Annotated in this window: 20 protein-coding genes; 9 read left to right on the forward strand and 11 right to left on the reverse strand. The window is 58.1% G+C overall.

The window, feature by feature from the left end; genetic code table 11:
- Positions 1-78: 78 nt before the first annotated feature.
- On the reverse strand, positions 79-1230 hold the full coding sequence (alr, locus tag KP701_RS05890; RefSeq protein WP_371818901.1) for an alanine racemase: 1152 nt from the start codon (positions 1228-1230) through the stop codon (positions 79-81).
- A 114-nt stretch (positions 1231-1344) separates the two neighbouring features.
- Between alr and KP701_RS05895 the strand changes: the two genes are divergently transcribed.
- Together KP701_RS05895 and KP701_RS05900 are read left to right on the forward strand one after the other, a co-directional pair.
- Positions 1345-1809 carry an Lrp/AsnC family transcriptional regulator gene (locus KP701_RS05895; protein ID WP_215746307.1) on the forward strand — a complete coding sequence of 155 codons (465 nt, stop codon included), beginning with the start codon at positions 1345-1347 and terminating at the stop codon, positions 1807-1809.
- Between the two features lie 91 nt (positions 1810-1900).
- Positions 1901-2101, forward strand: a complete 201-nt coding sequence (locus KP701_RS05900) for a bacterioferritin-associated ferredoxin (protein WP_024717021.1) — start codon at positions 1901-1903, stop codon at positions 2099-2101.
- A gap of 53 nt (positions 2102-2154) precedes the next feature.
- Here KP701_RS05900 and bfr read toward each other — a convergent pair whose 3' ends face one another.
- The 4 genes from bfr to KP701_RS05920 form a co-directional block, all read right to left on the reverse strand.
- Positions 2155-2643: a bacterioferritin gene (gene bfr / locus KP701_RS05905; protein WP_024717020.1), complete on the reverse strand. Its 489-nt coding sequence runs from the start codon at positions 2641-2643 to the stop codon at positions 2155-2157.
- Between the two features lie 164 nt (positions 2644-2807).
- Positions 2808-5066, reverse strand: a complete 2259-nt coding sequence (locus KP701_RS05910) for a Ca2+-dependent phosphoinositide-specific phospholipase C (RefSeq protein ID WP_215746308.1) — start codon at positions 5064-5066, stop codon at positions 2808-2810.
- A 131-nt stretch (positions 5067-5197) separates the two neighbouring features.
- Entirely contained in the window at positions 5198-8098 is a 2901-nt protein-coding gene (locus KP701_RS05915) for a TonB-dependent receptor (protein WP_215746309.1), read from the reverse strand.
- 84 nt (positions 8099-8182) lie between these two features.
- Positions 8183-9277, reverse strand: coding sequence for a Gfo/Idh/MocA family protein (locus KP701_RS05920; protein WP_215746310.1), 1095 nt, complete (start codon positions 9275-9277; stop codon positions 8183-8185).
- A 623-nt stretch (positions 9278-9900) separates the two neighbouring features.
- On the opposite strand from KP701_RS05920, the gene KP701_RS05925 reads away from it, so the two are divergent.
- The 7 genes from KP701_RS05925 (at position 9901) to KP701_RS05955 (ending at position 17047) form a co-directional block, all read left to right on the forward strand.
- On the forward strand, positions 9901-10974 hold the full coding sequence (locus KP701_RS05925) for a glycoside hydrolase family 76 protein (protein ID WP_252345428.1): 1074 nt from the start codon (positions 9901-9903) through the stop codon (positions 10972-10974).
- 179 nt (positions 10975-11153) lie between these two features.
- Positions 11154-12287 (forward strand): extracellular solute-binding protein, encoded by a 1134-nt coding sequence (locus tag KP701_RS05930; protein WP_252345429.1) that lies wholly within the window; start codon positions 11154-11156, stop codon positions 12285-12287.
- Complete coding sequence (locus tag KP701_RS05935; RefSeq protein ID WP_215746313.1) at positions 12284-13156, forward strand: sugar phosphate isomerase/epimerase; 873 nt, start codon at positions 12284-12286, stop codon at positions 13154-13156. Before KP701_RS05930 ends, KP701_RS05935 begins: the two co-directional genes overlap by 4 nt.
- Positions 13153-14094 carry an ROK family protein gene (locus KP701_RS05940; RefSeq protein ID WP_215746314.1) on the forward strand — a complete coding sequence of 314 codons (942 nt, stop codon included), beginning with the start codon at positions 13153-13155 and terminating at the stop codon, positions 14092-14094. Before KP701_RS05935 ends, KP701_RS05940 begins: the two co-directional genes overlap by 4 nt.
- A 9-nt stretch (positions 14095-14103) precedes the next feature.
- Complete coding sequence (locus KP701_RS05945; protein ID WP_215746315.1) at positions 14104-15003, forward strand: carbohydrate ABC transporter permease; 900 nt, start codon at positions 14104-14106, stop codon at positions 15001-15003.
- Positions 15000-15827: a carbohydrate ABC transporter permease gene (locus KP701_RS05950; protein WP_371818902.1), complete on the forward strand. Its 828-nt coding sequence runs from the start codon at positions 15000-15002 to the stop codon at positions 15825-15827. Before KP701_RS05945 ends, KP701_RS05950 begins: the two co-directional genes overlap by 4 nt.
- Positions 15824-17047, forward strand: coding sequence for an ROK family transcriptional regulator (locus KP701_RS05955; protein WP_215746317.1), 1224 nt, complete (start codon positions 15824-15826; stop codon positions 17045-17047). The genes KP701_RS05950 and KP701_RS05955 overlap by 4 nt, the downstream gene beginning before the upstream one ends.
- Positions 17048-17051: 4 nt before the next feature.
- Here KP701_RS05955 and KP701_RS05960 read toward each other — a convergent pair whose 3' ends face one another.
- The 6 genes from KP701_RS05960 to KP701_RS05985 all read right to left on the reverse strand — a co-directional run bounded on the left by KP701_RS05960 (position 17052) and on the right by KP701_RS05985 (position 25517).
- A complete protein-coding gene (locus tag KP701_RS05960) occupies positions 17052-18038 on the reverse strand; it encodes a GTP-binding protein (RefSeq protein WP_215746318.1) in 987 nt (328 codons plus the stop codon).
- On the reverse strand, positions 18035-19525 hold the full coding sequence (locus KP701_RS05965; RefSeq protein ID WP_215746319.1) for an amidohydrolase family protein: 1491 nt from the start codon (positions 19523-19525) through the stop codon (positions 18035-18037). The genes KP701_RS05960 and KP701_RS05965 overlap by 4 nt, the downstream gene beginning before the upstream one ends.
- A 33-nt stretch (positions 19526-19558) precedes the next feature.
- Entirely contained in the window at positions 19559-21001 is a 1443-nt protein-coding gene (locus KP701_RS05970) for a M20/M25/M40 family metallo-hydrolase (RefSeq protein ID WP_256445005.1), read from the reverse strand.
- A 79-nt stretch (positions 21002-21080) separates the two neighbouring features.
- Positions 21081-21614, reverse strand: a complete 534-nt coding sequence (locus KP701_RS05975) for a RidA family protein (RefSeq protein ID WP_215746341.1) — start codon at positions 21612-21614, stop codon at positions 21081-21083.
- Entirely contained in the window at positions 21589-22992 is a 1404-nt protein-coding gene (locus tag KP701_RS05980) for a cytosine permease (protein WP_215746320.1), read from the reverse strand. The genes KP701_RS05975 and KP701_RS05980 overlap by 26 nt, the downstream gene beginning before the upstream one ends.
- The gene (locus KP701_RS05985; RefSeq protein WP_215746321.1) at positions 22992-25517 is read right to left on the reverse strand and encodes a TonB-dependent receptor; all 2526 of its coding nucleotides are present in this window, start codon (positions 25515-25517) and stop codon (positions 22992-22994) included. The genes KP701_RS05980 and KP701_RS05985 overlap by 1 nt, the downstream gene beginning before the upstream one ends.
- Between the last annotated feature and the right edge of the window lie 59 nt (positions 25518-25576).

The following is a 25576-nucleotide window of genomic DNA, read 5'->3' on the forward strand; positions in this document are numbered from 1 at the left end:
CCGATTTGCTGCGACAGACGATATCATCATGACATAGTCCGATTTCAGTTCGTCTATCTTGTTTTCCATGCTGGAATGTCAATCGCCCTTTGAGGGGTTCTCCTGATTTCCAACATATTCTCGATGAAAACGGTGCCCCAGAGACGTCAGGACCTCGTATCCGATCGTTCCCGCCGCCTCCGCGACATCATCCACACTGCGTCTGGGCCCGATCAGATCCACCATCATGTCGGGACCAAGTTTTCCTTCCGGCACATCTGAAATATCCACGATCAGGGAATCCATCGAGACCCGCCCCAGGATCGGCAGACGGATATCCTCGAACCACGCACAGCCCTGCCCGGCGCCATGCCTGGAAAAACCATCCGCATACCCGACCGCCACCGTCGCAATCCGGCGCGGCCCGTCAGGCTGATAGGTCAGGCCGTAGCCAACCCCCTCCCCCGGCAAAATCTCACGGATCTGCAGAACATGGGCCTGAAGCCGGACCACCGGCGACAGCGGATTGGGGCCAGTCCGGTTAGGCGCAATTCCATACAGTGCGGCCCCCGGTCGCACGACATCCAGATGATAGTCCGCCCCTAGGAAAATCCCCGACGACGCCGACAGGCTGAGCGGCGCAGGCGGCAGTCGCGCGGACATCTGCAACATCCGATCTTTCTGGGCCTGATTGGCGGGATGATCCGGCGTATCGGCACAGGCCAGATGACTCATGACAAGACCAACCTTCAACCCCTCCACAAGTCCCTTATCCGCCTGCAGGGTTTCAAGATCAGCGTCGGAGAGACCGAACCGTGACATCCCGCTGTCAACCTGAAGCACCGCTTCCGGGAGCACGTCTGTCTGCGAACCCTCGTCGCGCCACAGCGCAATCTGCTCAAGACTGTTCAGGACAGGCCGCAGACCATAGCGCACGCAGTCTCCGGACGCCCTGGGGCGCGGTCCATGCAGCACCGTAATCCGGGCCTTTTCCGACACAACGGACCGCAGCCTGATGCCTTCATCGACATGCGCGACAAAGAAATCCGTGGCCCCGGCATTCTCCAAAACCGGAGCAACCCGTTCGATTCCCAGCCCATAGGCATCTGCCTTGACGACCGCGGCACAGGAAGCCCCCGCGGCCAACGTCTGGAGATACCGGTAATTGGAAGCAATCGCGTCCAGATCCACCGTCAGGCGGGCACCGGCACGATAGGAAGGCCACAGAGGATCAGGACATGCACTCATCATGAAAGATGAGACTATCCTCTTCCTGATCAGAATATCCTGCCGGACAACCGCATAATCTTTCAGTTAACAAAAAATCTATGATCGAAAATGCGAAAATAGACCGATAATTCCATCATGATCTTCGACCGCATCACCGAATCCATCCTGCGCATCCTCCAGCACGACGGACGCCTCACCAATGCCGAGCTGGCACAGCGCGTGGGCCTCTCTCCGTCGGCCTGCCTCCGACGCGTCCGCCTGCTTGAAGAACAGGGCGTCATCCGGGGTTACCGAGCCGTCATTGACGAACGCTCGGCCCACAAACTCACCACCGTTATCGTCCAGATCACCCTCGAACGCCTGACGGATGAAACGCTCCGCCGATTCGAGGCCCGTATCCGCGAATGTCCCGATGTCCGGGAGTGTTATCTCATGACGGGTGAGGCCGATTACCTGCTCCACGTCGCCGCACGCGATCTGGCGGATTACGAACGCATCCACAAGGAAGAGCTCTCCCGCCTTCCCGGCGTCGTCCGCATCCAGAGCAATTTCGCAATCCGCCCCGTCGTCCAGCGCTGGATCAGCCAGGATTCTCCCTGATTCGCCAAAAACCAAAAATGCATTTGCGAACCATTTGCATTTGAACTAGGCTCGTTCCATCGGTCCCCGTGAACGGAAAGCCTGCTTCTCCATGATCGTCTGCTCGTGCAACGCGCTGTCCCATCAGGACATCGAAATCGCAATCCACAACGGAGCATCCCGACCGGCGGAAATCTACTCAGCCCGGAAATGCAAGGCCAAGTGCGGCAACTGTGTCCCCGGCATCGTCTGCCTGCTGCGCTCGGCCCTTCAGAAAGCCCAATCCGAACAGACACATCTCAACGCCGCATAAAAAAACAACCCGGACAATGCCGGGCTGTTCGAAGATACCGCGCTGACGCTGCTTCAGTCCTGATCGGGTGCCGAAGCAGAGTTCTTCTGGATGTAACGCTCGATCCCAACCTGCTTGATCAGGTCGAACTGGCGATCAATGAAGTCCTCGTGCTCTTCTTCGTTGACGAGGATTTTCAGCAGCAGATCGCGCGAGACATAGTCCCGAACACTTTCACAATAAGCGATCCCTTCCCGCAGATCCTGAATGGCCTTCTCTTCAAGCTTCAGATCGCATTCCAAGACTTCCTGAACCGTCTGACCAATCAGAATCGGGTTCAGACGCTGAACATTCGGCAAACCACCAAGGAACAGGATCCGCTCGATCAGCCAGTCCGCATGACGCATTTCCTCAATGGACTCGTCATATTCCTTCTTCCCCAGATGGGTCACACCCCAGTGCCGGAGTGTCCGGGCATGGAGGAAATACTGGTTGATCGCCGTCAGCTCATTCGTGAGCTGCGTGTTAAGATGCTCGATCACAACAGGATCTTTGATAGCCATGGTCCCAGACTCTCCGAAAAAAAAGTGAAGATATCGAACACTGAGAACAAAGGAAAATCATATTCCCTACATTCCCCGTCCTCAAAATCCGGAATCAGACCATGCAGCTCACCCCTAAGTCGCGAACAGACCCTGTTTCCGCTGACTGACGAGGAAGCAGGACTTCAGCGCCCCGCACTCTGCGCTTCAGAAAAATCCTGAGCCAGAACCTCCGGAGCACACAGCCCACCAGCTTCAGTACAGCCCGGAACCTGAGGATAGAGCACGACAGGCAGCTCTGCCCCATCCAGATCACGCAGAGCCCGCGGTGTCTGGGACTGGATGAAGACACGAATGCGACGTTCCCCGGTTCCATTTCCATACACCGCAAATCCCAGGGCAGATCCGATGGGAATCTCATCCTCGGCATAGCCGGGAACACGAAAATGAAAACCCAGCATGGTCAGCAGGGGGCCGATCGTGTCGTCATGCCCCATATAAAGCCTGAACGCAGGACCACCCTCATCCCTGAGGTCCTGAAGCAGCCGCGCCCTCATCTCGCGGGAGAGCGGTTCGGCCAGAGCACGGGGACGCACCACCGCTTCCAGCATGCCGGCGTGCAGGGCGCTTAATGTGCCAAGACCGCCCACATCCAGCACACCTGACGGTGTCCGAACCAGCGGCTTTCCATCCAGATAGGACAGCATGAGCGCTTCGGACAGGGAAGACGCCTGCGCGACCGGCCCCGTGAGAACAAGCTGGTGCCCCGTCGCATCCGCACCAACATGCGCAGATGCGCTCAGAAATCCACAGGATGCAGGACCACAATCCAGCACACGACCCAGCAGTTTGAGAGCCTCGCCTTTCGCACGGAAAATACGATCCGCATCAGGCAGTTCCGGAATAATCGCAGACATATCGAAACGCGCCGGATCCGCATCCAGCGGAGAAAAAAGAACATCCGGCTGACCAAGCGGCTTGTGCATGACCGTCATTGAACAGCCCGGCATGAAGCCACGCACAAATGCCTCAGCACTGGCGATAGTCCGCGGGGAGGAATTGGCGCGGATCGCCACAGCGCCTGCAGGCGGACAGGCTTTCGCTGGCATCAGCCCCGCTTCTGCCATCCAGATCCGGTCAAATGTTCCAAGCGCCGTCATGCCCAGCGCCCCATGAGGCGTCAGAACCCCCGGAGCACCACTCCATTGCGGCCATCCACCTGCAATCCCAACCCCTGCAGGGACCTGCCCGACAAGCGGAGAGCGGACTCCATGCCGCATCACCATGATCATCCGCTCGAGGTGAAAATCGCCTTTCGCAGGTGTCTCGATCAAACGGGACTGACAATCGGCCAGTGCGGACACCGGATTGCAGCGAACAGCGACGTTATCGAGAAATCCAACATGATAACCGCTCCATCGCGCAGGTTCGGCATCGGGGTAATCCGTACTGACAATCTGCGCCCCACTGGCCAGCATCGCGTCCCGACGCCCCACATCTCCCGAACGCCCCTCAACGGTGTCGGCATCAGACCGTGTCCGCACCAGAAGATGACGGCGTACCAGCATTGCGATATCGCCCGCCGGCCCGTCATTCATCTCGGTGAACGCCGCATCAGGCGCACCCGGATCAGCATTCGTAAAGGCCACACGGCCGCGCAGCGAGGGATGTCCCCTCAGATACAAGGCCCGGTCACTGCGCTGATCCAGCAGAAACACGACCTTCCCCCGCGCCTGCCCCATCGTAGACCAGCCCCTCGTGACGATCGCGCTACGCAGATCGGAAGCATCTCCCCGCACATCATCCGGCGTCAGGAGTTGGGACGGCAAAAATACACTGCGAATGACCGAATCAAGCGCATCGAATGTCGCCGCATCAAAGGGCTCAGCTTCCGTCCCGCCGGGAATATCGTTGTGCTGCTCAACTTCGAGAATAACGAAAACCGGCACATGCCCCGGATGCGCGACCGACCAGTCGCGGATCTGGCTCAGACACTGCCGCAACGGCTGGCACGTCGCATGCTGATCAATGTCCGGAATGTGCATGACCTTGAAACCGGGCTGACGCATGATCGCCTGATCGGAAGGCGAAAGTGGCCACACATCTTCCGAAACACCGGGCCGATGCGGATGAGCAAAGCGCCCCCCCGCCGTGTCCGCATAAATATCCAGTTCAAGCTGCCGGACACCCCCATCAAGCTGGGCAGCCAAGGACGGATGCTGATAGTCAAGCTCCCGAACGAGGTTCGGTTCGGATGCCAGAAGCCGGGACATGATCGCAGGATCAAGACCGGCATGATAGCTGTTATGGGATCCGATGACCTGTATCTGATCCAGACGCAGCCCGTCATGTGGCGTTTCCGCCATGGCCCCTGCCGCTATCGAGACACCCCCCGCAGCCATGAGAGCAATAGCCAGACGCGAAGCAACGGGGAGAGAAATCATGGCTCTGTTCCGCAATACAGTCCGGACGGCAACATCCTCCGGACAAATGATCGTCACGGCACCCGCCGCAACAGAATAAAGGCAACCGTCCGGATCCCGGGATCCGGACGGCGCGTGTCATGTCCCGAAAATCAGAAGCGATAACCGGCGTTCAGGAAGAAGGTCCGCGATGTCAGGATATTCTGCGGAACCGCATTGCTGTGCCGCCCGATCGTCAGACGGTAGAAACGGTTCACACCCAGGTTCTGGGCCGAGAAATCCACATGCAGCCGCTTGGTCACCGCATATCCCAGATGCGCATCCAGATTCAGGCTCGGCTGCACCCAGGCATCAAGTGAACTGCTGTTCAGGTTCGTCTTGAAGTTGTTCGGCGTTCCCCACAGACCATATTCGTACAGATAGGCATCTACGAAACGCCAGTTCAGATCGAACTGGAACGGCCCCTTGTTGTAAAACGCACCCGCATTGGTCATCCAGCGCGGCGCATCCTGCATGTTTTCCGTCGAACTGAGATAGGCATTGTTCAGATGGGCACGCGACATTTCCCATGTCGCCGTCCCGCGCACTCCCAGCCCATCAAACGGCGCAGGCAGCCCCTTGAACTGATGCTCGAACGCGAATTCGACACCAAACAGCGTCGCACTGCCACCGTTTTCAGGATGGGAAACGCTATTGGCAATTCCCGCTGTGGTAGTCTCATTATTATACGAACCACCATTGTCATAGATGTAATTGGAAAGCTGTTTGTAGAACCCAGCCAGCGAGAAGCTCGTCGTCGAACTCGGCATCCACTGCCAGGACAGATCATAATTGACGGCCGTCGTCGCCTTGAGGTTCGGATTACCCGTCGTAATGCTCAGCGTTCCGTCATCATTGCGGGTAATCTGCGAACCGCCACTGAGCTGGAAGAAGGACGGCCGCGTGTAGCTTGTCCACACCGAGGCACGATAGACCGTATCCTGCCGGGGACGATAGGTCAGGTGAATACTCGGCAGCGCCTTGAAGTAATGACTGTTGGTCGCAGACCAGCCGTAATGGGCATCCGCAGTCGATACGCCTTCATTGCCACTGGCCCAGTAGGTATTATGCAGATCTGACTGCTCGAACCGGATCCCGGGAACGACCTGCAGCTTACCGAAATGCATCTGGGCGGAAACATACCCGGCATAGACGGTTTCGGTCCCCCCGATCGTGTTCCCGTTCCAGGCGTCCTTGTCCATGTATTTCCAGTTATAGGGATCTGCCAGATAGTTGCCGAGCAGCGCGGAACGGCTGATGGTCGGCGTATAGAAATTATACGCCCCCGGGATCAGCGAAGAGAGGCTTCCATCCACGAGTCCGGTCTGCGACAGCGTGCCACCGGCAGGATAGGCACCAGAGCCCCCGTTATCCTGACCTTCCGTGTCACGGTTGATGTAATTCCGCCAGCTCGTCTGATACTTGAAGCCCGCAGAAATCGTGTCGATATGGAACCTGTCGAGACGGTAGCTCATATCGAGCGACGTTCCCGTACGAAGCTGCCAGGCATCCGACTGGACATATTCGCCGCGGTTATGCGTCGGAAAATCCAGGGTTCCGTTCGCAACCGCCGCCTGGGCAGACGTCAGCCCGACAGTCGGCATACCGTCCTTGTAAACGAAATTCGGCGCACCATCGAAAGCCGCAACGCCCGACTGCCAGGCCGATGTCTCGATATGATCGCGGCTGATGGTGCCCCAGCTCAGGAAAGCCGAAGGCGAAATGGAAAACCGTCCGAGCTTCTTGTCCATGCCCAGCTTCATGGTACCAAGCTGTTCAAGCGTCGGGTTTGTTTCGTACCAGTAATGGACATTGGTCCGGGTGATCGACGGCGCATAGGATCCGTCCGCCTGCTCGACATAGGAAATCATGCCAGCGCTGGACGCACCACTGTCATTTCCGTGAATCGCGACCTGATAGATGTCCTGCTGCGTGTCGGAATAGGATTCCGTGCCCTGAAGATAGACCCGCGTCGAACTGTCCGGACGCCATTCAAAACCCGCAGTACCGCCATAGCGCTTCGTCACACCGATACTGGCTTGCGGATCAACGCCGAACAGCTGAAGACTCTTGACCGGATCCTGCCCCGGATAAAGATCACCCTGGGCATCCATGGCACGCGACACCCCCCATTCACCACCCGAATAGGTCTGCTCGCCGGCCGCGAAATAGCGCTGATTGTAATATCCGCTCATGTAAAAACCGAACTGGTCGGATTTTCCGAAAACGGAGGAAATTTCAGCTGCACCATTTCCGCCAATGGCACTCGCGCCATAATCAGCGGCCTTTTCGTTATACTGCCCCCCAAGCTGGAGAGAACCATGCGTTCCGTGTCCGTAATCAAACGCATTTGGCATTTMAAAATTGACAATACCGCCAATGGCATCTCCATCCATGCCAGGGGTCAACGTCTTGTTGGCATCAATCCTGAAAAATCCAGTAGGCGGCAGCAGATCCAGAGAAACCGTCCGGCTGAATGGCGCAGCTTCCGCGACATCGATGCCGTTGATCTGGTTGATATTGTACTGCCCGTTCATCCCGCGCAGCGACACCGTGGCTCCCGTGCCGCGGGCAGCCGTATCAATACCGCCAAAATTACCCTGCATGCTGGTCGGCATGACGGTCACACCCGGCAATCTGGCCAGCGCTTCCGTCACATTCTGGGCCGGTAGCCGCGCAAGATCTTTCGCACTCAGGCTCATCATTTCATTCTGCGCCTTGAGCTGTCGCCCCGAAGACGTCCCGAACCCCGTGACATGCACCTGTTCCTGATCATGGCTCACCAGATCACTGGGCGGAACATGAGCAGCCGTGGCAGCAGGCGGAGCGACAGCAGACTTTGCCTGCACAGCGACAGGCGCCTGATGCGTTTTCACTGCCTTGCGGGTATGGGTTTTCTTGAGCGACTTCGTCTCAGCGCCAGCCGGCTGCCCAAGCTGGACTCCCACGATCACCACAGGAATAAGACAACTGAACGCCTTCCAGGGCGACTGCTGCCGGTACGATTTGGACATCAGGACTTCTCCATGGAGCGCGCGAACAGCTTCCCCATCCGGAGATCCTGTTCACACATTGATTTCTGCTAGGGGTAAGCGCCCTCAGACGGGCGACATGCTGGCTTTTGCGACCTCGATGATCTGCCGGCACAGGGTCAGATCAGCGAGGGCATTGGAAAAGGGATCGGCAAGCGGCGCACCCGTCACGACCGCGTCATGAAAAGCGACCAGCTCCGCATTGAACGGATCCTGATAATAAGGACCATATTCCGTAACGCGGTTCCCGGAACCGACGGTTTCCTGAAAGGTGACACACGCCGGAAGATTCCGGATGTAAGGGGTGTCGTAACGGACGTGAAGCCGCTGCGTATTCGAAAGCACCTCGATGGATGATTCAAACCGCGCGACATCGTCGATCAGGCATTCATAGGAGGCAATGAAGCTTCCATAATCAAACCAGATACTGATTTCCGTTCCCGTAGCGCCAAAATGCGCCGCGAGAACACGTTCCGGGCTGCCCAGCAGGACACGCATGGCCGAAAACGCATGAATTCCCAGCCCGGTCAGAACCTCGTACCCCCGCAGAAGCGAGGGAGGAGCATCGGCCCCACAGATGGAAAGAATTGCGTCTCTTCGCGCCTGCCGCCCAGCGGTCAGCAGATCGTCCGGAATGTCGCCATCCGGCACGGCAACCGACGTCACCTGCCCGAAAAACCACGGCCCCTCACAGATGACATCCCGGATACGGACATGACGGACCGGTCCGAGTTCAGGCAGAAGCGCACGCGCCTTGTGGAACGCCGGAGCGTAACAGCGCATGTAACCCACCATCCCTACGCGGTCCGTACGTTCGAAATCCTCGTTCAGAGGCCTGAATTCCGCTTCTGTCAGACATGCCGGCTTTTCGAGAAAAACATGCAGCCCTGCAGCAAAGGCCTTCCGTGCATGTTCCGCATGATACTGGTCCGGACTGAGGATCATGACGGCATCGAACACCCGATCCGCAAAAAAATTCTCAATATCCGTATGGATATGCGGCACCCCCCAGTGACGCCCCACAGCCTGCGCCACTGAAGGGGATGGATCATAAATCGAAACGACATCAAACCGATCCGACAGCTGGTGAAGAATCGGGAGGTGAATGAGCTGGGCCACTTCGCCAGCACCAATCAGCCCGAGGGTAAGCCGTCTCACCATGATGAATGATCCTTGCCGCGAATTAATTTCCTGAAATTGATTTATTTGAGAGGGCACCCGTTTAGCAACGGTAACTTGATGAAACTATCATGACACCCGAAAACCCTATTCGGACATGCCAGGAAAATACCTACCGCCTGCCGCCCAGAGCTGAAGAAAACAATTTATTTTCAATAATTTATTATCAAATACCCTATGAAATGGTAGCTTTTTTCGCGAAAGTTTCACTTTACTTTTACCCAGACAACATCAAAGCCTGATTGCGAACGGAACGTCCGTTTCAGGAACGAAACCCGCACCAGAAAACACATAAAAGGCGTGAAATTTCAGGAATAATCTTCAATTTTACCTATTAAATCTCTTTATATGATTAAATAATTTTCAAGAATCCTGCTTTTATCCACCTACCCACACCATTCCGGAGACAGTTTCAGCCTTCCTGCATCGCAAAAAACCTTTCCCCGGATTTATTCCATTCTGAATGTCAGTTTTCACGATGAAACTACGGATGCGTCATGCCAGCCCGGTCCTCACCACGCTCTGCTCCCATAAGCTCAAGGCCTGAAACCCCGATGGCACGCACATGGTCTGCAATGCGTTCCTATAAACAGGCGATCAGGACCATGACGGCCCTCACAGTCTTTGCGCTAGGCTCATCTCTTCCTGCCCCCAGGGCCTGCGCAAAAAATCCGGAAAAACAGCGCAACGCCATTGTGTCTCTGCAAGACCAGACTGCCCTGACACTCCAGCCCCTCATGAACCGCTATGAAACTGCCAGCCATTCAGACTGGCGGGATCTGCACGCGTGGCAGCGTTTCGTGACGGTCAGTACGCTGTCAGATTATGAAGGCATGTCGGGAAATACCCGGTTTCACGACAGCGCCCTCCGTGCGCTCCAGAACCGTCAAGGTCTGGACGGAAACGACGATGACCTGTGGGTCGCACAGGCGGATCTCGACATGGCACGCCTTACACACAGCCCGACCCAGATTCAGGACGCACGCAATATTTTCGATACCATCGCCTCGAAATACTGGGATGGGCATTGCGGTGGCGGCGTATGGTGGGACCATGCACGAACCTACAAGAATGCCATTACAAACGAACTGTTCCTGAGCACGGCAGCCCGACTTTATCGCTTCACGCATGAGCCAGCCTACAGAGACTGGGCCCTGAAAAGCTGGTCCTGGTTCCGTAGCAGCGGAATGATTACCCCCGACAACCTGATCAATGACGGGCTGGACAACCAATGCCGCAATAATGGTGGCCCGGCATACAGCTACAATCAGGGTGTAATCCTTGACGGATTGCTGGAAATATCGGCCCTGACAGAAGATGGCGCGCCACAACAGACGGCATCGCGAATTGCATTGGCCGCCATCAGAGCCTTCACGCCTTCTGCCGGAACATTCCAGGAGCCCGGCGGCCCCATGAACACGGATGCAAGAATTTTCCGTGGCCTCTTTGTCCGGGCACTCGGCCACGTTGGAGCTTCAGAAGTCGACAATACGACGCGCACCGGAATTGCGGACTGGCTGTCACAGCAGGCCCGGTCCGCCTGGAACAGCAGAAAACCTGACGCCCTCATAAGTGACACCTGGAACGACCATCCCTTTCACGCCTCAGCGCAGGGACAGATCACCGCAGCGTCTCTCTTCATGGCCACCGCCCTTTCCCGGGGAACAGAAACGCCGTGAGCAGGAGAGGACATGTCGAGCACCCCGTACGTGGGAAAAGTACACGTGCATGGGCTCTCTGCGGGCTCCTTCTTGCCGGAACAGCCGCTGCATGTCCTGCCACGGCCGCCACGCTGACCGCTTTCTGCTCATCCAGCGGAACCGAACTGTCCCTGTGCCATCACGCTATCCAAAGCTGGATGGAAAAAACGGGCCATAAAGTCCGGGTCATAGCCCTCCCCTCCGACTGGGGAACAGTCCTCCCGCTCTACCGTCAACTGCTCTCAGCACATCATCCCGTCGCCGATGTCCTGATCCTTGACAGCACCTGGATCGGAGCTCTGGCCCCGCTCCTTCTCGACATTCCTCCGACCGACGATGACGCGGCCACCCGGCCGCCCCCCTTTCAGGTTGAGGGCCGACACGTCGCACTGCCGTGGTACCGGGACATCGGGCTGCTGTTCTACCGTCGCGATCTGCTTGAGCGCTACCACCTGCCCGTCCCGACACGCTGGAACGATCTCGAACGAACCGCCACACTGATCCAGAATGCCGAATATCAGAGGGGGCATCCGGTCTGGGGCTATGTCTGGCAGGGCCGGACCTCGGAAAGTCTCGTCTGCAACGCCCTGGAATGGGACGGTGCGGAAAATCCCGTCGGAACCGACGGTACGGTCAGAACCAGCCTGCCCGGCCTGCAGCGCGCCCTGGAGCGTGCCGCCCGCTGGATCGGCACAGCCTCTCCCCCCGGAGTTCTCAACTACGACGAGGAAAATGCCCGCGGCATTTTCCAGTCCGGTCATGCCGTGTTCATGCGAAACTGGGTTTATGCCTGGGCACTGGCCAACAGCCCCGATAGCCCCGTTTCCGGAAAAATCGGCGTCGCTCCCGTGCCCCGCGACACGCAGGATGCCCCGAGCGGCATAGACGGCACAGTCTATCTGGGGATCCCCCGCAACACGGCACACCCTGCCGAAGCCCTCTCCCTGCTGCATTATCTGACCAGCGAGACCGCTGAACGCCACCAGGCGCTTGCAGGAGGCTATATCCCTGCCCGGACATCCCTTCTTGATGATCCTGAAATCCGCAGCGCCATTCCCATTCTGGACACCATTCGCCCGGCCCTCGCATCCCTCGGGCTCCGGCCGGTCGCACAGACGGGAATCGACTATCCCCGCGTCTCGTGGATCATGGCGAACCACTTCAAGGACGCCCTGCGCAGCACACAGTCGTCGCGGCAGACGCTCACTTCTCTCGTCTCCTCACTGAAGCAGCTTGCAATGCTTGGTCAGTGGACGCTTTCCAACTCAACAATCGAGAAACACACACCATGACCATCCGAACCGCCACGGCCCCTGATGCATGGGGTGTCTGGTACGCCAGTGACCCGAAACAGACCCCATGGGAGCGTTACCTCGATGAGGTCGCAGCCTCCGGTTACAGCTGGACCGAACTTGGTCCGTGGGGCTACCTTCCGACTGATCCCGCACAGCTGCAGGACGCGCTTTCCAGCCATGGCCTCGGCCTCTGCGGCGCAGCGGTCGTTCATCCCCTGACCGCACCGGATGCCCTGGAAACCCTGCGGGACAGACTGCGCCCCCTGTGCTGGACCCTGGTCGCTACCAACACGCCCTGGCTTCTGCTGATGGATGATTCAGACGCCTATCTCACCCCTGAAGCCCGGATCGCCACCCCGGAGGTTTGGAGACGCATGATGCATGTCATCACGACGCTTGCCCGGGAAATCCGGCATGAGCATGGTCTGCACCTCCTGTTCCATCCCCATGTCGGCACCGCTGTCGAAACCGAAACGGAAATCCTGCGCCTGCTGAACGACACCCCTGCCGATCAGGTCGAGCTCTGCTTCGACTTCGGCCACCACGCCTATACCGGAGCGGACGCACTCGCTTTCATGCGCCAGCACGCATCACGCATCCCGTATTATCATTTCAAGAATCTGGACGGAGCCATACATGCCCGGGCCATGGCTGCGGGAACACCTTTCATGGACGTCTTCCAGAATGGTGTGATGTGTGAACTGGACAAAGGTATTCTGGACTTCACCGAGGTCGTGGATTTCCTGAAAAAACAGGACTTCGACGGCTTCGTCGTCGTCGAGCAGGATATGTATCCCTGCCCCCCTGACAAACCTCTTCCCATCGCACGCCACAACAGAAACGTGCTGAAACGGCTCGGCCTGTGACCCCTTCCCTGTCCCGGTCTCCCATTCTCGGAATTGACGTTGGCGCCACCAAAATCGCTGCGGGCATGGTCAATCCGTGTACGGGAGAAATATGCTTCCTCACCCGCATTCCCACACGGCGTCACGTCGCACCCGAAGAAATCGTCTCTGACATCACCGCTATCGTGGCACAGGTCATGGACGCGGCCCGGCGGGATGCCCACAATCCCGATGACATGCCCCAGGCCGCAGGCATTGCCGTTCCGGAACTGGTGGACATCACAGGACAGATCCGGAGCGCCTGGAACTTCCCGCTCCCCGATCTCACCCGCACCATCCACGAACAGACCGGCCTCTCCGTCCGGCTGGAAAGCGATGTCCGTGCGGGAGCTTTTGCGGAAGCACGTTTCGGGTCCGGCCAGTCCTGCGACAGCTTCGCCTATTTCTCCCTCGGCTCCGGGATCAGCTATACGCTGTGCCTGAACGGGCGCCCCTACACGGGCACACATGGTTTCGCCATCCATTTCGCCAGCTCCAGCCTTGCGGTCCCCACGGAAGACCGCTCCCGTCTCAGCATCGCCATCCCCGAGGATTTTGCATCCGGGCTGGGGATGGAGCGTCTGTGGGCCGCGCGGGGCGGCGGAAAACTGAAAGAGGGAGTCCACACGCTCGAAATCCTTGCTGCCGCCGGAGACAGCCGGGCAAAAGGCGTCATCGGGGACGCCGCCGGCATTACCGGCCGCCTCATCGCACAGGCCGTCAACATGCTTGACCCTGAGAAGATCGTTCTGGGCGGAGGTCTTGGATGCTCCGAAGGATTTTACCGCCAGAAACTGGAGGAGCATGTCCGCGCCAATATCTGGGAACGATCCTGTGCGGATATTCCCATCCTCATCGCCGGATTGGGGGAACAGTCCGGCATCATCGGTGCGGCATTGAGCGCGCTGGCGGCGGACTGACAATCTCCCATGCTGACTGTCCCGGCTCCAAAACGGTTTGACTGGCGGCCCTGGGCTCTTGTCGCGCCGGCAATGCTCGTGCTGATGGCGGTCACCGCAATTCCGTTCGCCCGAACGATCTGGCTTGCCTTCCATGATGACCCACACGGTTTCATGCCGGCACAGCCGGGATGGAGCCTGACCAATTTCCGGGTTCTGCTTCAGGACAGGGCCTGGTGGACCGCCGTCAGCACGACGCTGCTTTTCGCAGCCGGAGCCGTCATCAGCGAAACCTGCGCCGGTCTGGCGATTGCCATGCTTCTTCAGGGCTACAGTCTGAAACTCCGAGGGATCCTGCTGGCAGTCATCCTTCTACCCTGGGCCGTTCCCTCTGTTGTGGCCGCCCGTTTGTGGAACTGGATGCTCAATGACCAGTACGGCATCATCAACGCATTGCTCGTCCGGCTAGGCCTGCTGCATCAGGGCGTTGCATGGACCACCCATCCGCACAGCATGGTCGCCGTCATGATCGTCATAGATGTCTGGCAGGCGACCCCTTTCATGGCGCTGCTTTCACTTGCCGGTTTACAGTCCATCCCCACGGATGTTTTCGAAGCCGCACAACTTGATGGCGCCTCACCCTGGCAGCGCTTCATCTCCATCACCCTGCCGCTCGTCGCGCCCGTCCTGTCCGTGGCCGTGCTGTTCCGTCTGCTGGATGCCCTGCGGATGTTCGATCTGGCCAGTGTGCTGTACGGAACGGATATGAGCGGCATGACCCTCTCTGCATTCGTGCAGAGCCAGATCGTCCAGTTCGGAGCACCGGGCTACGGCGCAGCGTCGGCGCTTGGAACCCTGGGCATCATTGCTCTTGCAGCGGTGCTCTATGGTGTGTGCCTGAAGATCCCGGGTTGGATACGCTCATCGTGAGACTCACAACAGAGATGCTGGTCACAGGACGTCTGGTCGCGATGGCCTTCATCATCCTGCACACGCTGTTTCCACTCTACTGGGCGCTGGTTACGTCATTCCGCCACGGAACCACACTTTTTTCCACAGCCCTCTTCACGTTCCCCGACCTGGAAAACTACAGGAAAGTCCTCGGTGGCCCCGAACTGTGGCGGGAGACGCTCAACTCGGTCCTGTGCGCGGGTTCCGTGACGCTCATCTCGCTCATCCTCGGCATTCCGGCAGCCTATGCCCTCGGCCAGATGAGTTTTCCCGGGCGCCGGCTGGTGCTTGGTCTCCTGCTGCTCTGCTCGATGCTGCCTCAGATCGCCATCCTGTCCGGCCTGTTCGAACTGATATCGGCGCTGGGGCTGTATGATCACGTCGAAAGCATTATTTTCGCCGACCTGTTCTTTGCCCTTCCCTTCACGATCTGGTTATTGACGGGTTTTTTCCGAGACCTCCCCCCCGAACTGGACGACGCGGCAAAACTGGACGGCTGCAGCCTGATGCGCCGGATCTTCAGCATTCACCTGCCCCTGGTCTGGCCGGGAATTGCCGCCACAGGACTGCTGAATATCATGACGTGCTGGAACGAGTTTCTTTTTGCCCTGACCTTCACACTCAACGACTCAGCCCGTACCCTTCCAGTCGGTATCGGACTGATTTCCGCTCCAGGCCGGTTTGAACTTCCTTTCGGGACCATCATGGCCGCATCCCTTCTCGCAACCCTTCCCCCGATCCTGCTCGTCCTGTTCTTCCAGAACCGCATTGCCTCCGGCCTGACTGCGGGGGCTGTCAAATGAACGAAAACACCCGATCCGACGGCGCCGGGCAGGCATATTCCCGGATCTACAACCGTCGCCTGATCTTCGAACTCCTCCATCAGGCCGGACCGCTGAGCCGGGTGGATATCGCGGACCGTATCGGCCTCAAGCCGCAGACAATTTCCGGCATCACCCGTGAACTCCTGACACAGGGCCTCATTCACGAGGTCGGCAAATCCGTTGGCCAGCGCGGACAGCCCCAGACCTATCTCGCCCCCAATCCCGACGCCGGATATTCGCTGGGCATGCATGTCGATCAGGGACGGATCTCGATTGTCCTCGGCGATCTTCTGCTGAACATCCGGCAACGGATCGAATGGGTAGGCGAGACGACCGATCCCGCAGCCACGACGACTGTCATGGCACAGCTTGCAGAAACCATGATTCTCGAAAGCGGGATCGAAAAACAGAAGATCTGGGGGATCGGCCTCGTCCTCCCAACACTCAACGCGGATACCTACGAAGCCGAAATGACCATGCCCGGATGGGATCTGTGGCGCGGCTTTGACGTGGCCGGGAAGCTCGGAGCCCTTCTGGACCTGCCCGTCCTGATGGAAAACGACGCCACCGCAGCCGCCATGGCCGAACTGTTCTCCCATTCCGGAACCCCGCCCCGCAATGCCGTTCTGGTCTATATCGGATATGGCACCGGAGCAGGCATCGTCGTGGACGGAATGCCCATGAAAGGCGCCCGCGGGAACGCAGGCGAACTCGGCCTTCTCCCTCTGCCTCTCTGCCTCCCCGACAGTCCCGGCGGCGTGATCGATGACCAGCTTTCGCTCCATGCCATTGCCCGCATGCTGCACTGTCCGGTGGCGGAACTGACCCCTGAAGCGATCGGCGACATGCACGCCAGCCGTGACAGCACCCTCATGCACTGGATGGAAACAGCAACACGGACCCTCCGATTCCTCGTGGCAATCATAGAAACCGCGTTCGATCCCGAAACGATCTTTCTGAGTGGCGGATTTCCGGAATCGGTTCTCTCGGCCCTGGTTGAACGGGCCTACCCCCTTCTGCCATCGCTGAGTGCAACCCGGGATCGCGAATTACCGCGCCTCATCACAGCGACCCTCCTCACGGACGGTCCCGTAATCGGCGGGATGACATTGCCGGTCTTCGTCAACACGAAACCGGATTTCCGCCATCTCTACATCCGTCAGGTCGGCAGCGACGAACGCCCATTCGACCATCGATAAGGATTTAGTCCCGTGTTTCGGGAGGCCTGCTCTCTCTAATGGCATCAAGATCCGCCTTCAGCGTCTGCGGATCAAGCATCCCTTTCCGACCAATGAACACAAGGCGGGTGGCGGGATCAGACAGGACCTTCTCCGGTGCCCGCCCGATGGTAATCCGGGATCCTGTCATCTGAAGCAGCAACGCACGCCACGGAGCGTTCGCGAGATAGAGGATGCCTTTTGCCCGAAGCAACACCGGAGCATGGCGTTCGATCACCGCGCGAAAACCCGTCAGGTCCAGCGGAGATTCCCGTCGCCACTCAAGGCTGACGAAATCATCATCAATGCTCTCCCCTTCAGTCCGGAAAAGGGATTTTTCCGTTTTCTGTTCCAGAGGACGAAAGAGCCCCTCATGCGTCAGCAGGCTGTCTGAAAAAGGCAGAACCGGTATCCCCCGCCCGATCTCCCGGAGCCGGTCTTCCGCATCCCGGACACCAGTCTTTCCGAGCTCATCCGTATGGGAAAGAACGATCATGTCCGAAGACAGGATCTGCTCCTTCCATAGGGGATCTTCAGTCATCCTGACCTGCGCGACCACATCGGCAGCATTAACGACACAGATCACCCCTTCAAGGGCCGCATACTGCCAGAGAACGGGATCTGCCAGCGCCCTGCGCATTTCCTGCAGCTTCGAAACCCCACTGCATTCGATAAAAATGGCCTCGGGCAACGGCCGACGGGACAGAAGCATTCTCAGGGTGGAGAACAGATCAGCCTGCAGGGAACAGCAGATGCACCCGTTCCTCAGCGCCAGAACATCCTCGTTCCGCCGCTCCACCAGCAACCCGTCGATATCAATCGCCCCGAAATCATTGACGAGAATGGCAAGACGCCGGTGTTGCTGCGCCCTGAGCAGCCGGTTGAGCAGTGTGGTTTTCCCGGCCCCCAGAAAACCGCCCACCACATGCACCGGAACGGCCGCAGCCTCTCCCAGACCTGCTTCCCGACTCACGCCACCCCGCAATGCCCACGGACGGGCTGCCCCGGAAAAGCATCCCGGTTAAGTTCGCCCCCGGAAATCACGGGCTGACCATTAACCAGAAGATGACGAACCCCCTCCGACGGACGGTTCATGGCCGCGAAATCCGCACGATCCGTCATCGTGCCGGGATCGAACACGACAATATCGGCATCACACCCTTCCTGAAGCCGCCCCTTCCGGCGCATCTGCGGAGATACCGTCTCCAGGATTTTTGCAGGACCAAACGAACAGCGCCGCATGGCTTCGCATAACGAAACTTTGCGGCGTTCACGCAGATATTCCCGCAAAAACCGCGAAAAAGTCCCCGATGAACGGGGATGGGCCACCGCCGTCTCCGGCAGAGGCCAGTCCAGCCCCTCGTAAACTGAGCCATCCGGAAGCGTCCAGGGCATGGCATCCGAGGCGATGACCCCGCCCGGATAAAGAACGGACACATTCAGCAGTTCCTGGGCTGACGGGTCACTCTCCACATCCAGAAAATGCCAGAGCACGAGCGTATCGGGCCGCTCCCGCTGCACGTCCAGAACTTCTTCACGGCTTTCAAACCGATGCCCGTCATCGACCCGCTGGATAGCCGTATAGGGACTGCCTGTCCGCTCCCTGAATGCCGCTTCGCCAAAAAGCGGCGATCCGATCACCGTGGAACCCGTTCCGTACGGATAGGCCTCGACCGTGATGTTCAGACCCTGCTTCTGTGCCGTGGACACAAGCTCCGCCGCCTGCCGGATATCCAGCAGGCTCGTGCTGTTGAAATGACAGATATGCATGTGCGCACCGGTCGCCCCCGCATACCCGATCAGACGGGTATAGGCCTCAATGGAACTGCGCGGATCGATATTCGAGGAGTAGGCGATATGCGTATAGGTCGGCACCTCATGACGCTTCGCCAACATACAGAGATCCACAAGTTCCTTCGCGCCGACGCCAGGAACATAGGCGTGGGGAATACCGATCCCCAGCCCCCCTTCCGACAATCCCTGCCCGACCAGCGACAGAATATCCCGCAGTTCCGAAGAACTCGCCGTATTCTCGCTCCAGCGGGGATCATCGTAACATTTTCCCATGAACGAAAGAGACGGCTCCACCGGCCGGCCGATCATCGCGCTGATCCGTGCGAAGGCCCACGCAACCGACGCCCCGTAATTCAGAACCCGGCCACGTTCCTGCTGGCGAGCATACCAGTCAGAAACCGGCAGAATCCCGACTTCCAGTTCCAGAGACGTCGTTACCCCGTCAAAGGCCTGCATGCGATCGGAGGCCACACATTGTCCATGGGCATGAAGATCAATAAAGCCGGGTGCCACCACGAGCCCCGTCGCATCGATTTCACATTGCGCACCGCCAGAAAAAGAGCCGACACGCTGGATGATCCCACCCTGCACCGCCACATCACCGATCTGCTCCAGCCCCGTTTCAGGATCAACCAGCAGACCGTTACGGATCACGAGATCAAACACGTGCGTCCCCCTTTCATGACAGCCGGACTGTCCTCAGTGAGACAGGTCCGAAAACAGCACCAGCAGGTCCTCGATGGCAGGCGCGATGCTGGCCACAGGCGTGCGCTCGTTCAGGCCGTGCATGAAGGAATCCGAGTTCTTGATGAAAATCGGGCTGATCCCATAGCTCGGCACATCATGGGATCGGAACCACATGCTGTCACTCGCCCCTGAAGACAGCGCCGGGAAAACGGCAACGCCCGGATAGGCGACCTGCATCCCATGCTCGATCGCCTTGACCACATCCGGACGCATCGGAGACGCGGCAGTCTGAACCGATCCTTCCGTCACATCCTCGATCTTCATGGACGGATCCTGCGCAGCCTGACGCAGTTCTTCCATGATGGCTGTCCGGGGATGGCCCGGGAAAATCCGGCAGTTGATATCGGCCGTCACCTTCTGCGGCAGGGCATTCAGCGCATGACCACCCTCGATCATGGTCACGACGCACGTCGTTCCGATGCGACCAATGTAGGACGGGTCTGAAGAAAGCGTACGAATGGCCTTTTCATCCGCAGGGTTTTTCGCAAAAGCCTTCATGGCCGCAGCCATCTCCGGCTTCTGCCAGCGCGCGGCATTCAGGAAATAGCTGCGGCTGAGCTCGTTGACTTCCGGTTTAAAACGGTGCTGCTGGATCCGCAGGAGATCAGCCGCAAGCTCGTCGATCGCATTCACCGGACGCGGCTCGGAGGAATGTCCCCCCGGATTGGTCACGGTCAGGCGGAAATCGGCATAATTCTTTTCCGCACCTTCCCAGGTGAAATAATCCGGCTTTCCCGTCTTCTCATCGAGCGTCCCATTCGCGCCGTCCATGTTCAGCACCAGTTCGGCATTGGAGAGCTTGTCCGCGATGATGGCGCCCGTGGCCATCGTGGTCTCCTCATCCCCCGAAAATTCGATGATGATATCGCGCTGCGGCCTGTACCCTTCGCGTTTGAGCTCCAGAAGAGCAGCAATCGCCAGCGTGTCATCCAGCTTCATATCCGTGGAGCCACGCCCCAGAAGATACCCGTTCTCGATCTGCGGTTTGAACGGATCATGCGTCCAGTCCGACGCCTTGGCTTCCACAACATCCATGTGCCCTGAAATGACCAGCGGCTTGAGGGACGGGTCCTGCCCCGGCCAGCGGGCGATCAGATAGGCCGTGTCCTTGTAAGGCGTGATCGTAATATCGGACGGGGCGAAACCTCCCTTGACCAGCGCATCGCGGAATAACGCGGCTACTTGCGGAGTCTGGTTTCCCGGCCCCGCGACCGAGCGCAGTGCGATGGATTTTTCAGCCAGATCCAGAGCCTGTTCCGCTGCAGCCTGATGATCCGCCGGAGCACTAAACGCCTGGGCCACCATCAGATCACCAGCCAGCAGCAGAAAGCCGCTTTTCAGCAAGAGCCTGCCCATCTGCTTCCGAGAAAGCCGCGTCTGCTTGAATACGTTCATGCCTTACCCCTTTTGATGCCCTGAAAATCCAGAGACGAAACCACGATCAGACGCCGCCTTCATACTCCCGGCGAGAACATCATTTCGCAGGAAAACGTTTTTTGTTCACATCGTTCCCCGATGCCACGACATCGATTTCGACGAGCCAGTGCGGGTTCGTCAGATGTGGGACTTCAATAACGGTCCGTGCTGGAAAACCGCTCCTGAACCTGGCCCGATAAGCCTGCATCATGCCGTCGAAATCCATGTGACCCAGCCGTGGATCAGCCACCAGATAGACATGCATCTGTACGATATCCTGAAGCGTCATCCCGAAATGCCCGAGTGCCTCCGATATCTGGTCCAGCGCACTCCGCGTCTGCTCCGCGGTTGTGGTGCCGGACGCCCTGCCCGGCGCAGGCCCTAGACCGGAGACATAAACCGTCTCCGCTCCTGCCGGGACCTGAACCGCCGCCGAGATCGGAAAATCATCCTTCGGATCGGAATAGCGCTGCACGGTCTGCGCCGACGCAAACTGCAGACTTCCTGCCACCCCGACAGCAAGCAGGCCGGTTTGGCACCACTGACGCCACACACGCCCCCACATATCAGCAGGAAGACGGACGGGAGACATCACCGACACGGCTCCTTCGGGATACGGCCGCATAGAACAGGCTGGTCACAACCAGACTGACCAGCCAGGAAACATCCACCTTGTGAAGATAAGGGACAAAAAATCCCGTAAAGAATTCATTTTTCAGAAAAGGGATTTCGACAAGAACACCCAGAACATAACTTCCGACCGCAGCCCAGTTTACATACCCGTATATGCCGCCATCCTTCCGGAAGAACGAATCAACATCATAGTCGCCATGACGCAGAACATAGTAATCGTACAGATTGATTGCAGTCCACGGCACCATGACAGCCATCAGGATGTCCAGAAAAGCCGCATAGGATTTCATGAAGGTATCCGCCATTCCCAGCGCAAAAAACAGCGATAGCCCCAGTAGCGCACATGTCAGAACAACGCGGCTTCTTAACGCCGCACGCCACTCGGGAAGAAAGGTCTGGATAATCGTGATGCTCGATAGTGCCCCGCAATAGACACTCATGGCATTGGCCAGAGCAATGGACAGGGACAGGACAACCAGAACCGGCGCCCCCCACGCTCCTGCCAGATGACCCAGCGACTGCACCACGCTTTCGCCAGGCCACTGCAGGACCAGAAAGGCCCCCAGAACCATCGGCAGGATCGTGCCAAGTACAGTCCCCCCATAACTCGCCCAGAACGTGTTCCGGACGGACAGACTGTCCTCGGGCAGATAGCGGGATGAGTCGGAAACATACGGCGCATAGGCAATCTGCCAGAGTGCCGCGATCGAAAACATGCCGCAGAAACCAGCAATCGAACCATGCAGTTCCGTAAGAAGCGTAACCGGCATGTGCCAGAACCCGACCACCAGACAGTACATGACCGCAATTCCCGAGAGCCATGTCACGGCCTTTGAACACGCATGTATCGCCCCATATCCCAGAATACAGGGAACGAGACTGATGAAGGCCAGCAGCAGAACCGCCGGAACCCGCCCCAGCACAGGCAGGGCATCGTCCAGCGCCTCACCACCTACGACACAGTTCGAAGCCGCGAACCCGATATACATCAACACGACCAGAACAATGATCGGAACCGCACCCCAGACGCCGAACTGACCGCGGCTCTGCACCATCTGCGGCACACCCAGAACCGGCCCCTGCGCGGCATGGAGCGCCATGAAAATCGCGCCCACCAGATTGCCGGCAATCACGGCGACAATCGCCCAGATCAGGGACAGATCGAAAATCTTTGGTCCCAGCGCCCCGGTTACGATCGTCAGGAGCGTCATGTTCGTACTGAACCAGACCGTAAACAGGTCGCGGACACGTCCATGCCGGTGTTCCGTCGGGATCCGATAGATCGTATGAACCTCGACGGACTGATGGAATTCAGCCCTGCGCACCTGTTCCGTCATCAGAATTCCGCCTTGAGCGTGCCATAGTACTGACGCGGCGCACCCACGAGGAAGGACTGATAGTCACCCGACATCGGCACACCGTTTTCACCCATCGTAGAAATATATTTCGTGTTCGTCAGGTTATAGACATTGAACTCAAAGGTCAGGTTCTGCACGAAACCCAGGCTTCTGGAATATTTCCCAAGGCTGCCAAAGCGATACCGCGCACCCAGCGTCTCGATCCAGTAAGAGGGAATTTTCATGTCCCCTGTATAGCTGTAATTGCGCGTGCCAAGGAACTGGGTATCGAGATGCGCGGAGAAGTTCCGCCACTCATACGCAAGGCTCGCCTTGTACATGAAGCGCGGGTAAGCAACGATCTGCTGACCCTTGGTATGATAGGTCGTTCCGGATTCCGTAACGTTATTGTCATAGGTCGCGTGGTTGTAACTGATGCTGTTATACAGCGAGAGTCCCTTGACGGGCATCAGCGTCAGACCGGCATCCACCCCGTTCATGGTCACGCCACCTACGTTCGCAACCGTGGAAACCGGATTGACGATCGAGCCCGACGTCACCTGCTGCAGGCGGTTGTGGAAATTCGTTCTGTAAGCATGCACGGACGCCAGAGCATATTTGTGCGTGAAACGATAGCCGACCGCAAAATTCCAGTCCGTCTCAGGCTTCAGACCACCATTCTGCAACAACTGGTTATATGCGGACTGCGAGACGGAAAAAGGCGACGCCCCTTCCTTGAAGGCCTGAACAGGATAGGACTTCACGTTCTCCGCGATATCGAAATACAGTTCGTGATGCTTCAGGAAATGCCAGTCTCCGCTGAAATGCGGCAGGAACGCCTTGGCCGTCGTGATGCTGCCACCTGCGATCTGACCAACGCCCGTATAGCTCTCGTCGTTGGCATACTGCCCGCCCCGCACCGTCTGCAGAAGCGACTTGAAGCCGAAATGCAGGGAAAGGTTGGGCAGAACGTGATACGTGTCCTGCACAAAAGCCGTAAAGCTGTTGGAATTAAGGTTCTGCCCCCACAGCGTGGCGTAAGGATCGGGAAGTTCCCCGACCGAATTGACAGGCTTGGCCTTCCCGGATTCCACATCCGAAAGCAGGGGCTCCTCATAACCGAAACGTCCCACATCCGTATGGAAGTTCTCATACCAGACGCCACCGCTGATATCATTATGTGCGATCTGGTAATGAAGAGCGGACGTGAAGCCAAAGCGCTGGGAATGCGTCACGGTCGCCTGATCGATCAACGGCGCACCATTGGGAGAGGAAACATACGGGTTCGCCCAGGTTCCGCGCAGATACTGCCCATGCCCGTACACCACGCTTTCCCACCGCAGTCGATCCGTCAGGGCCAGATTGGCTTTCAGACCGCCCAGATAATCACGCTCGACCAGTGCGCCATCGTAATAGGACGCGTCCCACGGATCGGACATCTTGGAATAACCCGCTGGCAGGGCGCCACCTGGAAGACCATTTGCCGAAAGCGCGGACAGATAGGCTTTTTTGTAGGCGTTGGGCGTACCGTAAAAATTGTCGATCCCGTATCCGCCATTCTTGAGCATGTCGAAGGACATGTCCTGATACAGATAGCTCTGCGTCAGGTTGTAATCGAAGAAAGAAGAAATACTGCTGCGCTCACCAATCGGCTGCACGAATTTGGCGTTGACCTGCTGACCGAACTGGTCCCCGCCTCCTTTCCACTTGTCCTGTGAATTGCGCATGTAGGAGACGTAGAACCGCGTGCCGCTCTTGTTCAGATCGCCACTATCCATCCGCAGAAACGTATGAAATCCGCTGTTTGAGCCGAATGTCTGCGATGCGAGACCGCCAGCCTTGTGCTTGGGATCGGAAGAAACATACTCGACAGCACCACCCAGATTGCTGGTGCTGGCAACGGATTCAGCCCCGGCCCCCATGGAGACATCCATCCGCCCGACATTCTCGGCCGAGATCGCATTGACGGAGTTCAGACCATTGAAGGTATGGAATTCCTGATCACCCAGCGGAATACCATCCAGCGTCATGCCGATCTGGTTCTGCAGGAAGCCGTGCATATAGAACTGGGTCGACCAGGTATCCATGCCCTGCGGATCATCGGACTGGAACATGACACCCGGCTGACGCGCCAGAACCTTGAGCGGATTGGTGCCCGGCACCGCGTCCGCCAGTGCTTCAGAGGATACGGTCGTAACGGCACCATGAGGAACATGATGGGCTGTCACCTGCATGCTCTCGCTTTCCAGCGCCTCACGCGCCGTTGCACGACGGGGCCGAGCAGCTTTCGAGCGGACAGGTGCTCCCGGAGCAGCCTTGCCAGTATTGTGATGGACGACGGGACGGGTCTGCTTCCTGGGATCTGCGGCCTGCGCCGCGCAGCAGGAAAATGCAGTCGTTGCAAGGACCCAGACCAGAAACGGGGATGCACCTTTTCGCTTCAGATCCGGCTGAGATCTGCTTCCTGAGACGGGAAAACAACAGGCATCCTGATCCGGTGATGGAATGTTATTCTTGGACATCATATTCCCGTACTTTCCCAAAGCAGTCGTTTGAAGGAGACACCATCAGTCACTGACAGGCT

This window comes from Gluconobacter sp. P1C6_b (genome assembly GCF_018811945.1).
Taxonomy (GTDB): domain Bacteria; phylum Pseudomonadota; class Alphaproteobacteria; order Acetobacterales; family Acetobacteraceae; genus Gluconobacter.

Bases quoted from the DNA above. Each gene is read 5' to 3' on its own strand.
- KP701_RS05930 (WP_252345429.1), top strand. From the start codon at position 11,154: ATGGAAAAAACGGGCCATAAAGTCCGGGTCATAGCCCTCCCCTCCGAC.
- KP701_RS05980 (WP_215746320.1), bottom strand. From the start codon at position 22,992: ATGACGGAACAGGTGCGCAGGGCTGAATTCCATCAGTCCGTCGAGGTT.
- KP701_RS05895 (WP_215746307.1), top strand. From the start codon at position 1,345: ATGATCTTCGACCGCATCACCGAATCCATCCTGCGCATCCTCCAGCAC.
- KP701_RS05925 (WP_252345428.1), top strand. From the start codon at position 9,901: ATGACGGCCCTCACAGTCTTTGCGCTAGGCTCATCTCTTCCTGCCCCC.
- KP701_RS05935 (WP_215746313.1), top strand. From the start codon at position 12,284: ATGACCATCCGAACCGCCACGGCCCCTGATGCATGGGGTGTCTGGTAC.
- KP701_RS05945 (WP_215746315.1), top strand. From the start codon at position 14,104: ATGCTGACTGTCCCGGCTCCAAAACGGTTTGACTGGCGGCCCTGGGCT.
- bfr (WP_024717020.1), bottom strand. From the start codon at position 2,643: ATGGCTATCAAAGATCCTGTTGTGATCGAGCATCTTAACACGCAGCTC.
- KP701_RS05920 (WP_215746310.1), bottom strand. From the start codon at position 9,277: ATGGTGAGACGGCTTACCCTCGGGCTGATTGGTGCTGGCGAAGTGGCC.
- KP701_RS05910 (WP_215746308.1), bottom strand. From the start codon at position 5,066: ATGATTTCTCTCCCCGTTGCTTCGCGTCTGGCTATTGCTCTCATGGCT.
- KP701_RS05970 (WP_256445005.1), bottom strand. From the start codon at position 21,001: ATGAACGTATTCAAGCAGACGCGGCTTTCTCGGAAGCAGATGGGCAGG.
- KP701_RS05975 (WP_215746341.1), bottom strand. From the start codon at position 21,614: ATGTCTCCCGTCCGTCTTCCTGCTGATATGTGGGGGCGTGTGTGGCGT.
- KP701_RS05955 (WP_215746317.1), top strand. From the start codon at position 15,824: ATGAACGAAAACACCCGATCCGACGGCGCCGGGCAGGCATATTCCCGG.
- alr (WP_371818901.1), bottom strand. From the start codon at position 1,230: ATGATGAGTGCATGTCCTGATCCTCTGTGGCCTTCCTATCGTGCCGGT.
- KP701_RS05900 (WP_024717021.1), top strand. From the start codon at position 1,901: ATGATCGTCTGCTCGTGCAACGCGCTGTCCCATCAGGACATCGAAATC.
- KP701_RS05985 (WP_215746321.1), bottom strand. From the start codon at position 25,517: ATGATGTCCAAGAATAACATTCCATCACCGGATCAGGATGCCTGTTGT.